The 15,904-nt window shown below is 42.4% G+C and carries 10 protein-coding genes; all 10 read left to right on the top strand.

Annotated features, from left to right (window positions below; all coding sequences use genetic code 11):
- Positions 1-186: 186 nt before the first annotated feature.
- Positions 187-1,401, top strand: coding sequence for a beta-ketoacyl-ACP synthase I (gene fabB, locus CZ809_RS12735; RefSeq protein ID WP_080158005.1), 1,215 nt, complete (start codon positions 187-189; stop codon positions 1,399-1,401).
- Between the two features lie 751 nt (positions 1,402-2,152).
- On the top strand, positions 2,153-3,328 hold the full coding sequence (locus CZ809_RS12730) for a 4-phosphoerythronate dehydrogenase (RefSeq protein WP_080158004.1): 1,176 nt from the start codon (positions 2,153-2,155) through the stop codon (positions 3,326-3,328).
- The gene (locus CZ809_RS12725; RefSeq protein WP_080158003.1) at positions 3,325-4,338 is read left to right on the top strand and encodes an aspartate-semialdehyde dehydrogenase; all 1,014 of its coding nucleotides are present in this window, start codon (positions 3,325-3,327) and stop codon (positions 4,336-4,338) included. The genes CZ809_RS12730 and CZ809_RS12725 overlap by 4 nt, the downstream gene beginning before the upstream one ends.
- A 313-nt stretch (positions 4,339-4,651) precedes the next feature.
- Complete coding sequence (locus CZ809_RS12720; protein ID WP_080158002.1) at positions 4,652-7,768, top strand: FimV/HubP family polar landmark protein; 3,117 nt, start codon at positions 4,652-4,654, stop codon at positions 7,766-7,768.
- 1,620 nt (positions 7,769-9,388) lie between these two features.
- A complete protein-coding gene (gene truA, locus CZ809_RS12715) occupies positions 9,389-10,168 on the top strand; it encodes a tRNA pseudouridine(38-40) synthase TruA (protein ID WP_080158001.1) in 780 nt (259 codons plus the stop codon).
- A 225-nt stretch (positions 10,169-10,393) separates the two neighbouring features.
- A complete protein-coding gene (accD, locus tag CZ809_RS12710; protein WP_080158000.1) occupies positions 10,394-11,317 on the top strand; it encodes an acetyl-CoA carboxylase, carboxyltransferase subunit beta in 924 nt (307 codons plus the stop codon).
- A 198-nt stretch (positions 11,318-11,515) separates the two neighbouring features.
- A complete protein-coding gene (gene folC, locus CZ809_RS12705; RefSeq protein WP_080157999.1) occupies positions 11,516-12,778 on the top strand; it encodes a bifunctional tetrahydrofolate synthase/dihydrofolate synthase in 1,263 nt (420 codons plus the stop codon).
- 62 nt (positions 12,779-12,840) lie between these two features.
- Positions 12,841-13,491 (top strand): cell division protein DedD, encoded by a 651-nt coding sequence (gene dedD / locus CZ809_RS12700; RefSeq protein WP_080157998.1) that lies wholly within the window; start codon positions 12,841-12,843, stop codon positions 13,489-13,491.
- Between the two features lie 64 nt (positions 13,492-13,555).
- Positions 13,556-14,047 carry a colicin V production protein gene (gene cvpA / locus CZ809_RS12695; protein ID WP_045035698.1) on the top strand — a complete coding sequence of 164 codons (492 nt, stop codon included), beginning with the start codon at positions 13,556-13,558 and terminating at the stop codon, positions 14,045-14,047.
- Between the two features lie 86 nt (positions 14,048-14,133).
- Positions 14,134-15,651 carry an amidophosphoribosyltransferase gene (gene purF / locus CZ809_RS12690; RefSeq protein WP_080157997.1) on the top strand — a complete coding sequence of 506 codons (1,518 nt, stop codon included), beginning with the start codon at positions 14,134-14,136 and terminating at the stop codon, positions 15,649-15,651.
- Positions 15,652-15,904: the final 253 nt, after the last annotated feature.

The raw sequence follows: 15,904 nt of genomic DNA, 5'->3' as shown, positions 1-15,904 counted from the left end.
TTAAATTAGACAATATCGGCCCAAACATCTTTAATATCGCGTGTTTTCGTTCGCTATAGCAAACGAAATAGGGAATGTGAGCGCAGATTTTAAAGCCGTTTGGGACGTATTCTAGTCATTGAGATAGGGCAGTCATTGTTCTATAAAATGAGTAGGTATTTCCATTAATATCACTAGGAATTCATCATGAAACGAGCCGTAATTACAGGCATGGGTATTGTATCTAGTATCGGTAACAACGTTGCTGAAGTATTAGAATCCCTAAAAACTGGCAAATCAGGTATTAACTACTCTGAGCAATTCGCTGAAATGAAATTGCGTTCAAATGTTTGGGGTGATCTAAAAATCACACCGTCTGAGCACATTGATCGTAAAAAAATGCGTTTCATGGGTGATGCGGCTGCGTTTGCTTACCTATCTATGGAACAAGCGGTTGCGGATTCTGGTCTAGCAGAAGATCAAGTATCTAACGAGCGTACTGGTTTAGTTGCAGGTTCTGGTGGTGCATCATCATACAACCAATACCATGCAGTCGACACACTACGTGAAAAAGGCGTTAAGCGTGTAGGTCCTTACATGGTACCACGTACTATGTCTTCAACTGTTTCTGCATGTCTAGCAACACCATTTAAAATTCGTGGTGTTAACTACACTATGAGTTCTGCATGTGCAACATCTGCACACTGTATCGGTCACGCGGTTGAGCTTATTCAACTAGGCAAACAAGATGTTGTTTTTGCTGGTGGCGGTGAAGAGCTTGATTGGTCACTAACCATGATGTTTGATGCAATGGGCGCGTTGTCTACTAAGTATAACGATGATCCATCAAAAGCATCACGCACTTACGATGCAGACCGTGACGGTTTCGTTATCTCTGGCGGCGGCGGCATGGTAGTTGTTGAAGAACTTGAGCACGCATTAGCGCGTGGCGCAAAAATCTACGGTGAGATCGTAGGTTATGGCGCAACATCTGACGGCTACGATATGGTAGCACCATCAGGTGAAGGCGCAGTGCGTTGTATGAAGATGGCAATGAAAGATCTTGATGCACCTGTTGACTACATCAACACTCACGGTACATCAACACCTGTTGGCGATCTAAAAGAGCTTGGTGCTATTCAAGAGCTATTTAGCGATCACAGCCCTGCTATCTCTGCAACTAAAGCAATGACTGGTCACGCACTAGGTGCGGCTGGTGTTCACGAAGCTATCTACTCAACGCTAATGCTTGAGCATGGTTTTGTTGCGCCAAGTATCAACATTGAAAACCTAGACGAAGCGGCTAAAGGCCTTGATATCGTGACTGAAAAGCGCGATGTTGAACTTAAGACTGTTATGTCTAACAGCTTTGGTTTCGGTGGCACAAACGCAACGCTAGTGATTAAGAAGTACGAAGCGTAATTAAGGAAGAGCAGGGGCGAGGTTTCGAGTAGCGAGGCTTTGTGTCTGATAATCCACAGCATAAAAAAGCGATAGGTGAAAGCCTGTCGCTTTTTTGTATGTGTGGGTTTTGAGGCGCGAGGAAGAGCAGGGGCGAGGTTTCGAGAATAAAACAAAAACAGAGACGAGGTTTTAGGGTTGGTGGAGAGCCGAAGACGGTAATACGGTATATATAATAACGCCTATTTTATTCAGATATATGAAGTGCGGATAGTTCTACATTTTTTTATGGGGATATGATGTATAAATAAATAGTATATGTTTTGTTAGTATTATCTGTGCGGGGGATGGGTTATGGATAGATTAAAACCGTGTCGTAAGTGTGGGAAGTTTTTATTTACAACCGCGACTTGTTGTCCTTGTTGTTATTTGTATTATCCATTTAAAAAAAATATATACAGTAAAATATTTTACTTTTTTTTATTATTTAGTGCGATATATGCAGTGAGTTATATTATTTTTCTGCTTTATTTTGATCACTTTTGATAATCACTTTGTTATATGTTGTTCATTTATTATTTTGAGTATTATCAACATGCCAGATGACATTTAAGATAAATTAGGAATAAGTGTTAGGCTTGTTCTTTTACTTCTATAATTTCGCCACTTCGAACTCTCACCACTCGTCACTTCGAACTCTCGCCACCTGTTCCTCTCTCCTATATAATCTCCTGCGCGAACCTTTATTTTGAATTTTTGCTACAGGACGTATATGAAAATCCTTATCGATGAAAACATGCCTTATGCTCAGGAATTATTTAGCCAGTTAGGCGACGTTATTGCAAAACCTGGACGTACATTAACCGCTGATGATTTAGTTGGCATTGATGCTTTAATGATCCGTTCTGTAACCAAAGTAAACGCTGATCTGATTGCTAAAGCCGACAAACTTAAATTTGTGGGTACTGCAACCGCGGGTCAAGATCATGTTGATCAGGATTTATTAGCTGCCAAGGGCATTACATTTACCGCAGCACCTGGTTGTAACAAAGTGGGTGTGGCTGAATATGTGTTAAGTAGCTTGATGGTACTAGGTCAGCAGCAGGATTTTTCAATTTTTGATCGCACTATTGGCATTATTGGTGCTGGTAATGTGGGAACGTATTTAGCGAAATGTTTGGATGCTTTGGGTATTCGTTATTTATTAAACGATCCCTTAAAGCAAGCTCAAGGTGATGAACGTCAGTTTGATTCACTTGAGCGTTTATTGGCTGAGTGTGATGTGATCACAGCCCATACCCCGATTACACGTAGTGGTGAATACCCAACTCATCATTTAATCGATGCTCACTTTTTAGCGGCAATGCAGCCCAATGCGATTTTAATTAATGCTGCTCGTGGTCCTGTGGTGGATAACCAAGCGTTAAAACAGGCATTACAAGCTTCAGTTGATGGCAGTGGTAAAGCATTAACGGCTGTATTAGATGTATTTGAACAAGAGCCGTTAGTTGATTTAGCATTATTACCGTTATTAGCATTTGCTACTCCCCATGTGGCGGGATACGGCCTTGAAGGCAAAGCACGTGGCACTACAATGGTGTTTAACCGTTTTTGTCAGTTTTTAAGTAATGATCACCATGCGTTAGCGAGTGATTTATTACCGATTGCACCTGTACCTCAGGTGCAATTAAGCCGAAAATGGGATGAAGCGACGTTATTTAGCTTGATCCAATTAGTTTATGATGTTCGTAAAGATGACGGTATTTTCCGTCGTGAAATGTTAGCGGCTGGTGACGATAACAGCAAAATGGCTACCGCATTTGATCTAATGCGTAAAAATTACTGGGATCGACGTGAATATAGTGCGATTACAGTAGCGGCGAAGGCCGAGTTTGCGGTAGAGTCGCTGGCTAAATTAGGTTTTACAGTAGTAGAGGTCACTCAATGAGTCAGGAATATGATATCGCAATACTCGGCGCAACAGGCGCAGTAGGCGAAGCTATGGTCGAAGTGCTAGAAGCACGCAATTTTCCTGTTCGCAATCTTTACTTGCTGGCAAGTGATCGTAGCGCAGGTAAAGCGTTACGTTTTAAAGGTAAATCAACCCGCGTTCGTAATGTAGAAGATTTCGACTGGAGCCAAGTGCAAATTGCTTTGTTCTCAGCGGGTGCTGAAGCATCACGCCATTGGGCACCGATTGCCGCAGAGCAAGGCGTAGTTGTTATCGATAATACTTCTGAATTCCGTTATGAATATGATGTACCGTTAGTGATTCCAGAAGTAAACCCTGAAGCGATTGCGGATTACCGTAACCGTAACATTATTGCTAACCCTAACTGTTCAACGATTCAAATGTTAGTTGCACTGAAGCCGATTCAAGATGCTTACGGTATTGATCGTATTAACGTTGCGACTTACCAATCAGTTTCTGGTTCTGGTCGTAAAGGTATCGATGAACTAGCAGGGCAAACAGCGAAATTGCTTAATGGTTTGCCTATCGAAACTAAAGCTTACGATAAGCAAATTGCATTTAACTGTATTCCACAGATTGATGAGTTTATGGACAACGGCTACACCAAAGAAGAAATGAAAATGGTGTGGGAAACACAAAAGATTTTAGGCGATGCTAGTATTCGTGTGAATCCAACCTGTGTGCGTGTGTCTTCATTCTTTGGTCATGGCGAAGCGGTGCATGTTGAAACACATCAACCAATCGTATTAGAAGAAGCCATTAACTTACTTGAAAATACTGATGGTATCGAAGTCTTCCCTGGCAACGAATACCCAACTCAAGTTACCGATGCAGTAGGCAAAGATCATGTAATGGTTGGTCGTATTCGTGAAGATATTAGTCACCCATGTGGTCTAAACATGTGGATTGTGGCTGATAACGTTCGTAAAGGCGCGGCAACTAACAGTGTTCAGATTGCTGAAAAATTAATTGCAGACTATTTGTAATTAACAGCAATAAAAGTAAGGTCTAGATCGCGTTATTACTGTGTATCAACACGAATAGTGCGAACAAACTTGCTAACACAATAACAAAGCGATGGGTGCAAGCCTGTCGCTTTTTTATTTCGTTAGCTGCTTGCTTTTCTTTTGCTGATAACTTGACATAATATGGCGCTTATTATGATTAAATATAGCTATTCAAGCTTTATTGATATTGGTCGTTATTATTAGGTCGTTATCACCAGAAACTATTATTTCGAATTTGTTGCCATGCGACGATTTCGGGCAATTTTATCTCTGCCAAAGAGGAATGTAGGCAGTGTCTAACATCCCAAAAATACTTAAACGTATGGTACTACCGGTAGCTTTTGTTACTATTTCTTCTTACTTACCGGTAGTGAATGCCAATACTATACGTATCGTCGGTCCCGAGAGTGAAGATAGCTCGTACGCAACTCTTAATCGAGATGCGACTACGGGTCAGTTGACCATACCGACAAAACAGTTTTCAACATCGTCGTCAATGGCGCGTAATTATGGCCCAACCTATGAAAATGAAACGTTATGGGGCATTGCTTCACGCCATTTACCCAATAAAAACGTGTCTATTTTTAAAGTTATTGGCGCTATTTATAATTTAAATCGTGATGCGTTTGAAAATAATAATATTCACTCATTGTTGCCGGGTAGTTACCTAAAATTACCGACAATGGATCAAATCCAACAACAACGTGTGAGTTCAGTCAGCCGTAAATTAGCGGCAGATCAATTACGTGCGCCTTATGCTACGGAATTAGAAAAAAGACGTCTAGCTGAAGAACAATTAGCCAAACAGCAAGCTGCTGCCGCTAAAGCCCCGCGAGTGATTAAGTTATCACCGAAGCCATCGTTAACCCCAGTTAAGGCCGAGCCTAACACAACACCTGAAACCGATATTGATTCAGAAGTAGCATCAACAGCGGCAAATGTTGCCACGGCCGCTATCGTAAAAGATGCAGTGTTAACCGATGTAAGTGAAGTTGATGAGGGTAACTCGACAGTTGTGCCTTTGAAACCACAACAGCCACAAGTTGATGTCACTGATGTTAAAATGAATGCGCTAGTAGAAAGTAACCATGCATTACGGTTACGATTATCCGCTATGCAGCAAGATATGGATGCATTAAAAGATCAAATCACGGAAAGTGACAGCATTCGTCAAAAAATGGTGTCGTTTTTAGAGCAACAACAGCCTCAACAACTTGAAACGCCAGTCGCAACAACATGGCTTGAGCGCTTCACTAGTAATCCATGGGCATTAGCTGCTGCTGGCATTATTCCTGGTGGTTTGATAGCGGCATTATTAGCATTATTGTTCTTCCGTCGTAAAAAAGATGAGCCTCAACAGCCATCATTACCAGCACCAACGACGGATGATAACGACAATACGATCGCTGTTGTGCCACCGATAGATTTCGTTGGTAATGATCATGATGACGACCTTGATGATTTATTTGCCGATGATGATTTGTTTGCAGATATAGAGCCTAACCAACTTGATAAAAAACAAGATACCGTTGTCGCACCGGCAACAGAGGTTGTTAACACAGCAGAAACAGAAGCCTCTCAAGCTGTAAATGCGTCACCAAAGACAGATTTTGATGATGATGCATTTGATAACAGTTTTGGTTCTATTTCGGTCTCTAACGATAATGCTATCGGTCTAGAAGATATGGAACGGGCATTGGATGAGTTTGATGCCAAGCCTGAGCCAAGTGCCGATGAAGCGTTGGCTGCGTTATGGGAAAAATCCCTAAGCGAAGAAGATAATGCTAATTTTGATTTGTCTGAATATGATGAAGTAACGCCATCCTCAACAGCTTTAGTGGCAGCAGAGGATAGTGATACTGAGAAGCAACTTTCTGATCAAGCGTTATTAGATGAGATTCTGCAACAAGCGCAAGCATCAAGCTCTGATGCTAAGAAGTCAGAAGCTGAGTTAGAAGGAACGACGGTTGTTTCTCAAGATGAGTTGGATGCGTTATTTACCCAATTTAATCATGATTTACCGGATATTACTTCAACAACGACACCAACAGAAACTAACGACAGCGACTCATTATTTGCTGAAAATAGCACTGAATTATTAGATGATTTAGTTGCAGATGATGATGCTAAGTCATTGGATAGCGAGATTGAGCTAGCTGAAAACAGTACTGCATTGCTAGATGAATTACTTGCCGATGAAAGTGATGCTCAAGCTGTAACATCTGACATTAAGTTTGACGAAAATAGTACTGATTTATTAGATGAGCTGTTAGCGGCTGATCCCGCAACAACCGCATTTAATCTTGATGATTTGCCCGAGTTTGATGAGCAAGCCGCGTTTGATCACTATGATGATGAAATGTCAGCGTTGCCAGCGGCCGATGCGGTACATAACGCACCTTTAAGCCTTGATGACTTACCTGAGTTTGATGAAACTTCTGCTTTTGATGATCCACAAGCCTCACCATTAGAGCAAATGGATGATCGCTCTGAGATTGATGAGCAAGTTGCAATCGATAATGTTACGCGTCAATTACAACAAGCAGCACAAGCCGCGGAACAACGTCAACCTGCACCAGTAGAAGCAAGCACGACGACTACAGAGTCTGAATACTCTCCGTTTGATACTGCGCGCCATTTGGAATATGCGTTTGATAACATTGATGTTAGTACGTTACCTGAGTTTGACGAAAATGAGGCTTTATTTGCATCATTTGAAGAGCAACATGAGCTAGAGCAATACGCACTTGAGTGTGGTTTTAAATCACAAGCAGGCGCCGATGATGCCGCTGAGGTTGATCAATCACCTGAAGCGAAACAAGATCGGGTTGATTCTGCTGGCTTAGACATGGATGCGTTGTTGTTTGATGATGCTGATGCAACAACAATAACACCGCAGCGTGGACTGAATAATGATGAACGTGATCAGTTATTAGCCACGACTGTTGATAGCGATATTGCTGATAATGAAGATGTATTAGCGGAAGATGAAGCGGCAGTTTGGAAGGGCGTAGCAGCAGAGCCTGAACTTGTGAGTGAAGATTGGTCTAAACAGCCTGATCTTGCACAAGCTGATATTAAAACAGCGCCATCGACATTATCAAACTACATCAGTATTGATGAGTTGCTAGCAGATGATCCGAATTATCATCAAGACGATCCTGATGAAAAACCGTTAAACCTTGATGTGGGTTTAAAGGATTTCCCTGATATGTTCGCCAATATCCGTCAATTTGATGTTGATAGTGCGGGGGAATATGCAGGGCAGTTGGATCTTGCGAAAGCGTATCTAGAAATGAACGATATTGGTGGCGCAGTTGATTTGCTACAAGATATCGTTTTAAAAGGTGACGGCGAGACAAAAGCAGAAGCCAATGCCTTGCTAGATAAGTTTAAAGCGAAGAAGTAGGCGTATTTAGGGGCGAGGAACAGCAGGGACGAGGTTTCGAGTTTCGAGATAAAAAGCGATGGGTGAAAGCCTGTCGCTTTTTTTGTGCCTAAACCCTCGTGATTTTTTACAATGAATGTCCGTTCCAACCCCGTCATTCCTTACAGTGAATGTCCGTTCCATCCCCGTCATTCCCTACAGCGAATGCCCGCGAGGGCGATAGGGAATCTACTATTCGCGCGTTGTAGAGCCGTTGAATTTACTTGTATCTTTAAGGCTCAATAACGCGGTGAGTAGATCCCGGATAGTTTCGTGCCTCAACTTCCGGGATGACGGGAAATAACCCCGTCATTCCTTACAGTGAATGTCCGTCCCAACCCCGTCATTCCCTACAGCGAATGCCCGCGAGGGCGATAGGGAATCTACTATTCACGCGTTGTGGAGTTATTATTTTCACTGGTTTCTTTAAGGCTCAATAACGCAGTGAGTAGATCCCGGATAGCTTCGTGCCTCAACTTCCGGGATGACGGGAAATACCCCGTCATTCCTTACAGTGAATGTCCGTTCCATCCCCGTCATTCCCTACAGTGAATGCCCGCGAGGGCGATAGGGAATCTACTATTCACGCGTTGTGGAGTCGTTGAATTCACTGGTTTCTTTAAGGCTCAATAACGCGGTGAGTAGATCCCAGATAGCTTCGTGCCTCAACTTCCGGGATGACGGGTAATAGACTAAGTGAATGCCCGTCCCAATCCGTCATTCCCTACAGCGAATGCCCGCGAGGGCGATAGGGAATCTGCTATTCACACGTTGTAGAGTTATTATTTTCACTGGTATCTTTAAGGCTCAATAACGCGGTGAGTAGATCCCGGATAGTTTCGTACCTCAACTTCCGGGATGACGGGTAATGGACTAAGTGAATGCCCGTCCCAATCCGTCATTCCCTACAGCGAATGCCCGCGAGGGCGATAGGGAATCTACTATTCACGCGTTGTAGAGTTATTATTTTCACTGGTGTCTTTATGGCTCAAGCTCGTGGTGAGTAGATCCCGGATAGCTTCGTGCCTCAACTTCCGGGATGACGGGAAATAACCCCGTGATTTTTTACAGTGAATGCCCGTCCTAACCCCGTCATTCCCTACAGCGAATGCCCGCGAGGGCGATAGGGAATCTACTGTTCGCGCGTTGTGGAGTTATTATTTTCATTGGTTTCTTTTAAGCTCAAGCACGTGGTGAGTAGATCCCGGATAGCTTCGTACCTCACCTTCCGGGATGACGGGAAATAACCCCGTCATTCCTTACAGTGAATGTCCGTTCCAACCCCGTCATTCCCTACAGCGAATGCCCGCGAGGGCGATAGGGAATCTGCTATTCACGCGTTGTAGAGTTATTATTTTCACTGGTTTCTTTAAGGCTCAATAACGCGGTGAGTAGATCTCTGATAGTTCCGTGCCTCACCTTCCGAGATGACGTATATTGGGCTATCTCGACACTAATAATCTCGAAACTCGATATCTTTAGCTCTTCCTCGTCCCTACTTTCCTCACCCCTCGAAATCCCCTATACTTCACCCTCTGTTTTGAACAGGCGCTTAAATAACATCGCCTGTGTGTTTATGTTGAATTAAGTCGAAGTGAGATTATGCGAATAGCGTTAGGTATAGAATACGATGGTGCTAAATATTGTGGTTGGCAGCGTCAAGTCGATGTGGATAGTGTTCAAGAGCGTTTAGAAAAAGCGTTGTCACACATTGCTAATCAGCCGATTGCTGTTTTTTGTGCAGGGCGTACCGATACTGGTGTTCATGGTACTGGACAAGTGGTTCACTTCGATGTTGATATTGAACGTAAAATGGCCGCGTGGACCATGGGCGTGAATGCATACCTTCCTAAAGATATTGCTGTTCGTTGGGCACATGAAGTTAATGAAGATTTCCATGCACGTTTCTCTGCTACCGCTCGTCGCTACCGTTATGTGATTTACAATCATTCAGTGCGTCCGGCTATTTTCCAACACGGTGTTAGCCATTACCATGGTCATCTTGATGAAGCAAAAATGCATGAAGCCGCGCAATATTTAATTGGTGAGCATGACTATACTTCATTTCGTGCCAGCCAATGTCAGTCACGCAGTCCGTGGCGTCGATTAGAGCATTTGACCGTAACCCGTAAAGGTGACTTTATCGTTATCGACATTAAAGCTAATGCGTTTGTGCACCACATGGTGCGTAACATCGCAGGTAGCTTAATTAAAGTGGGTAAAGGTGAGAAGCAACCTGATTGGATCAAGTGGGTACTTGAGCAAAAAGATCGTCGAATTGCGGGGCCAACAGCAAAATCAGCAGGTTTGTATTTAGTCGATGTTGATTATCCTGCAGAATACAATTTGCCGCGTTCGGCTTTAGGTCCATTATTTTTGTAAGTGATACCGTTAATACAGACTAAAAAGTTGGTGAATAATTCACCGTGTTATGACTGTTATTAACGATTTTTGATGTTTTTATTCCAAAATGTCATAGTGACTTATAAAGGTAATACCAGTTTTTTATCTACAGATTAATAAGATTATGTTTTAATCGTAGATAATATTTAATGAATTTGTCTCTTCGGTCATTATTGGCGGAAGAATAAAAAAGAAAGGTCATTCATGAGCTGGCTTGAAAAGATTCTAACGAAAAGTAATATCGTATCTTCGCGTAAGGTATCAATCCCTGAAGGTGTCTGGACGAAATGTACGTCTTGTGATCAGGTACTGTATCACGCAGATCTCGAGCGCAATCTTGAAGTTTGCCCTAAATGTGACCATCACATGCGTATGAAAGCACGTCGCCGTCTTGAAACATTTCTTGATGCTGATACGCAAGTGGAAATCGCAGCAGAATTAGAGCCACAAGATAAGCTTAAATTCCGTGATTCTAAGAAATACAAAGATCGTTTATATGCAGCCCAAAAAGCAACCGGTGAGAAAGATGCTTTAGTTGCGATGAACGGTGAGTTACTTGGTTTACCTGTTGTTGCCTGTGCCTTTGAATTCTCTTTTATGGGCGGCTCAATGGGATCGGTTGTTGGCGCTAAGTTTGTGCGCGCAGTTGATTCTGCTATTGAGAAGAACTGTCCATTGGTGTGTTTCTCAGCCAGTGGCGGTGCTCGTATGCAAGAAGCGCTAATGTCATTAATGCAAATGGCGAAAACCAGTGCGGCATTAGAACGTTTATCTGCAAAAGGTTTACCGTTCTTCTCTGTATTAACTGACCCAACAATGGGTGGTGTTTCAGCTTCTCTTGCTATGCTAGGTGATATCAATATTGGTGAACCAAAAGCACTGATTGGTTTTGCTGGCCAGCGTGTTATTGAGCAAACCGTACGTGAAAAGCTACCAGAAGGCTTCCAACGTAGTGAGTTTTTGCTTGAGCATGGTGCGATCGATATGATTGTTGACCGCCGTGAAATGCGTCAACGTATTGCAGGCTTAATGGCTAAAATGATGAACCAAGCATCACCGCTGGTTGTGTCTGTTGATAGTAAGCCTGAGGCTCAACCTGTTGCTAACGCTGCAGAAAAAGAAGACTAATATTGCCTTTAATCGAGTGTGGTTTACGTTTAGTAATCACAACGATTAATGTTAATAAATGCCACCCTAATGAATTATTATTAGTGTGGCATTTTTTTTCTAGGTCGAATCTGCAATTTATTACCCTTGATGATTAAGTTCTTTAGCATTCAGTGGTAAATTAATGATTCAGTTCGTTACTACAAGTGAATGATTTCAATGTCAGGATTGACTCCTCCTCAAGCGACAGCCGCGCTTTCAACATGGCTACAATATCTTGAACAACTTCATACTAGCGCCATTGATTTAGGACTAGACCGCGTTCGCTTAGTCGCGCAACGTGCCGAGCTTATCAAGCCTGCTCCGTGTGTGATCACCGTTGCGGGAACCAATGGTAAAGGCTCAACCTGCGCCATGCTTGAAGCTATTCTATTGGCTGCTGGTTATAAAGTCGGGGTTTATAGTTCGCCTCATTTAGTGCGTTATAACGAACGAGTACGAATTAACAACCAAGAACTTGATGATAGTGAACATTGCCAAGCATTTGCGAGTGTAGAGGCGGCACGTGGTGAAACCAGTTTAAGTTTATTTGAATTTGGTACGTTATCTGCGCTGACATTATTTAAGCAGCATCAAGTTGATGTGGTGGTATTAGAAGTTGGTTTAGGTGGCCGCTTGGATGCGACCAATATTGTTGATCATGATGTATGTGTGATCACTAGCTTAGCAATTGATCATGTTGATTGGCTTGGCGATAACATTGATGTTATTGGTTATGAAAAAGCGGGTATCTTTCGTGGTGGCAAGCCTGCGATTTGTGGACAGCCACATCCGCCAGCAACAGTGCCTGCACATGCTGATGATATTGGTGCTGAGCTTTACCAAGTGGGTTATCAGTTTGATTATCATGTTGAGGGGGATCGTTGGCAGTGGCAATCTGGTGCTTTTGCGCTGACGGACTTGCCTTTACCACAACTACCTTTACCCAATGCTGCGACAGCATTAATGGCGTTGTCGGTCACTGAGCTCGATATTAGCGATCAAAATATTGTTGATGGTTTGCGTAATGCACGTTTACCCGGGCGGATGCAGCGGGTAAGTGAACAACCATTAATTATTATGGATGTGGCACATAATCCACATTCTGCACAATATTTTGCGACCCAACTAGCCACTATTAAAGCACAACAAGGTAAAAACAAAGTCCATGCTGTGGTTGCAATGCTGCATGATAAAGACATTGCCGCTACCGTTGCCGCTATGCGTGACAGTGTTGATTATTGGTATCCGGCGTCATTAACTGGACCTCGTGCTGCGGTTGCTGATGAGATTTTGTTGCATTTACCAACAGGATGTCGTGGATTTGAGTGTCCTGAGTTAGCATTTGACCAAGCATTAACACAAGCAGGGGCTGACGATGTGGTAATCGTGTTTGGCTCGTTTTACACTGTCGGTCAAATAACCACTCATTTAAAGTTGTAGAACGTGAAGAGAGCACATTGTGATTGTGCAGTGTTCTCGTTTAGATACCAACAGGAGTCATTGTGGCGAGTCAATTTCAAAATCGACTAATTGGAACCATTATTTTAGTCGCGGTAGGTGTTATTTTTCTACCCGATTTTTTCGATGGCAAGAAAGAACATTATAAAGAAGAGTTTGCAAGTATCCCATTACAACCAAAAATGGGAGGCGAAAGTGAAGCTAAAACGATTCCTGAGCCTGAAAATGCAAATGTTGTGTTGCCTCAAGAGCCCGTTGTTGCGACGACGGATACACAAACGTCAACCTCATCTGGTGATGAAACCTATACCATTGAATCTGATAATCAACCGTCAGCTGAGCCACAACCCGTGGTTGAAAAAACAGTTGCTGTTAAGCCGGTAGTAAAACCTACTGTGAAACCGGTTGAAAAACCAAAACCTGTAATAAAAACACCCGTTACAACAAGTTCAGCTTGGGTAATTAAAATGGGTACTTTTGGTAATTTTGACAACGCCAATGCTTTAATTGCAAAACTGCGTTTGAATGGTTATCAAGCACAATTAATTCCGCGTAATGCTAAACCTGGTCAATATGTAAAGGTTGTTGTTGGTCCTGATGTATCAAAAGCGAAGCTAGCTGGTCAAATTGCGGAATTGAAAAAAATTACGGGTCTAAACGGTAAATTGAACCGATTTGATGCAATAAATCCTTAGGTAAACGTTTGCGTAAGCGTTTTTTCTGTTAGAATACCCATCAACAAAACGAGCAATAACAAAAATGATCTGGATTGATTATGTAATACTGGGCGTGATCTGCTTTTCAGCAATGGTAAGTTTGGTCCGTGGTTTTGTTAAAGAAGCACTGTCATTAGTGATTTGGTTTACTGCGTTTTTTGTCGCAAGTAATTTTTATACTGAATTGGCGGTTTATTTTACTAACTTCAATGACAAGATGTTGCGTAATGGTAGTGCGATTGCCGTGCTGTTTATTGCGACACTGATTGTTGGTGCAGTGGTGAACTATGTTATCGGTCAATTAGTACAAAAAACTGGTTTATCAGGTACTGATCGTGTTCTAGGGGTTGTTTTTGGTGCGGTTCGTGGTGTGCTTATTGTCGCTGCGGTATTGTTCTTTACTGACACCTTTACCGGGTTATCTAGCTCAGAGTGGTGGAAGAAATCTGAGTTAATACCTCAATTTGGTGCAGTAATAGAATGGTTCTTCGAATATATCAAAGAAAGCTCTAGTTTTTTACATAGCATTAAATAGTGCAAGATTAACTGCGGTTGCTGACGTTATTGTTATAAGCAGTAATGTTAGCAGCTGTTATTTTATGCAGAACGAGGATTAAGGGAATGTGTGGTATTGTTGGAATCGTGGGATCTACCCCGGTAAACCAGTCTATCTATGATGCACTTACAGTGTTACAGCATCGCGGCCAAGATGCTGCGGGTATTTGTACCTTAGAAAGCAATCGTTTCCGTCTGCGTAAAGCGAATGGTTTAGTTCGTGATGTCTTTGAAGCTAAACATATGCAGCGCTTACAAGGTAATGTGGGTATTGGACATGTGCGTTACCCAACGGCAGGGAGTTCTAGTGTTTCAGAAGCGCAACCGTTTTATGTTAACTCTCCTTATGGTATTTCTTTAGCGCACAATGGTAATTTAACCAATGCGGCGGATATTCGAGAAACCTTGTTTGAACAAACTAAGCGTCATGTGAATACCACCTCTGATTCGGAAATTTTACTGAATGTGCTGGCGAACCAATTAGCACAGAGCCAAACTTATCCCATTAGTCCGAACGATATATTTAAAGCAGTAAGCGATGTCCATAATATTGTAAAAGGAGCTTATGCGGTTGTTGCTCTAGTTATTGGCCATGGTTTAATTGCTTTTCGTGATCCTAATGGTATTCGTCCATTGTGTTTAGGTAAACGTGAAGAAAACGGCCAAATTGAGTATATGGTTGCGTCAGAATCAGTGGCATTGGATGCTGTTGGTTTTGATTTTATGCGTGATGTGTCCCCTGGTGAGGCAATTTATATCACTTTTAATGGTGAGCTTTACACGCAGCAATGCGCACTTAACCCACAGCTTAATCCATGTGTGTTTGAGTTTGTCTATTTTGCCCGCCCAGATTCCTTTATCGATAAAGTGTCAGTGTATGGTGCGCGTTTAGCGATGGGCACTAAGCTAGGTGAAAAAATTAAGCGCGAGTGGGCTGACATTGATATTGATGTGGTGATCCCTATTCCTGAAACCTCATGTGATAGTGCGCTGGAAATCGCGCGTACGTTGGATAAGCCTTATCGTCAAGGGTTTGTTAAAAATAGATATGTTGGCCGTACCTTTATCATGCCAGGCCAGCAGATGCGTCGTAAATCTGTGCGTCGTAAGTTAAATGCGATTCGTTCTGAATTTAAAGATAAAAACGTATTGTTGGTGGATGATTCGATTGTGCGTGGTACTACATCTGAGCAGATCATTGAGATGGCTCGTGATGCAGGAGCGAATAAAGTCTATTTAGCATCAGCCGCACCTGAAGTTCGTTTCCCAAATGTCTACGGTATTGATATGCCAAGTGCTAATGAGTTAATTGCACATGGTCGTGAAGTGGATGAAATCGGTAAATTGATTGGCGCTGATGGCCTGATTTTTCAAGATTTAAGTGATTTAGTGGCAGCGGTAGCCGAAGGTAATCCTGACATTACGCTATTTGAAACATCGGTCTTTAATGGCAGTTATGTGACAGGCGATGTCGATCAACAATATCTTGATTATCTTGATGCGTTACGTAATGAAGATTCAAAATTACAGTCTGAATTACAACAAGATTTAGCTAGCCTTGAGTTGTATAACGAAGGTATGTGATTTTATTTGTTAAGTCACAGTAACGAACACGACAAAGCGATGGTTTGATCACCATCGCTTTTTTGTTGGTGTGTTTTCGTTTGTGCCAGTTTTGTTGATGCTAGGTGCACTTATTAAATCTGTTATGAGTGATGAAGGTGATCGCAAAACAAGATGATGAAACAACAGAGATAATGCTGGCGTGAGAATGCTTTAAATACTAATGCAGAATAATAAAATGCAATGCACAAAAATTATGGGTAAGGCTGTTATA

Origin of the sequence: Photobacterium piscicola (assembly GCF_900166965.1) — a bacterium.
In the GTDB taxonomy this organism is placed as follows: domain Bacteria; phylum Pseudomonadota; class Gammaproteobacteria; order Enterobacterales; family Vibrionaceae; genus Photobacterium; species Photobacterium piscicola.
Note: the sequence above shows the minus strand (reverse complement) of the source record. Positions and strands in the feature narration are given on the sequence as shown.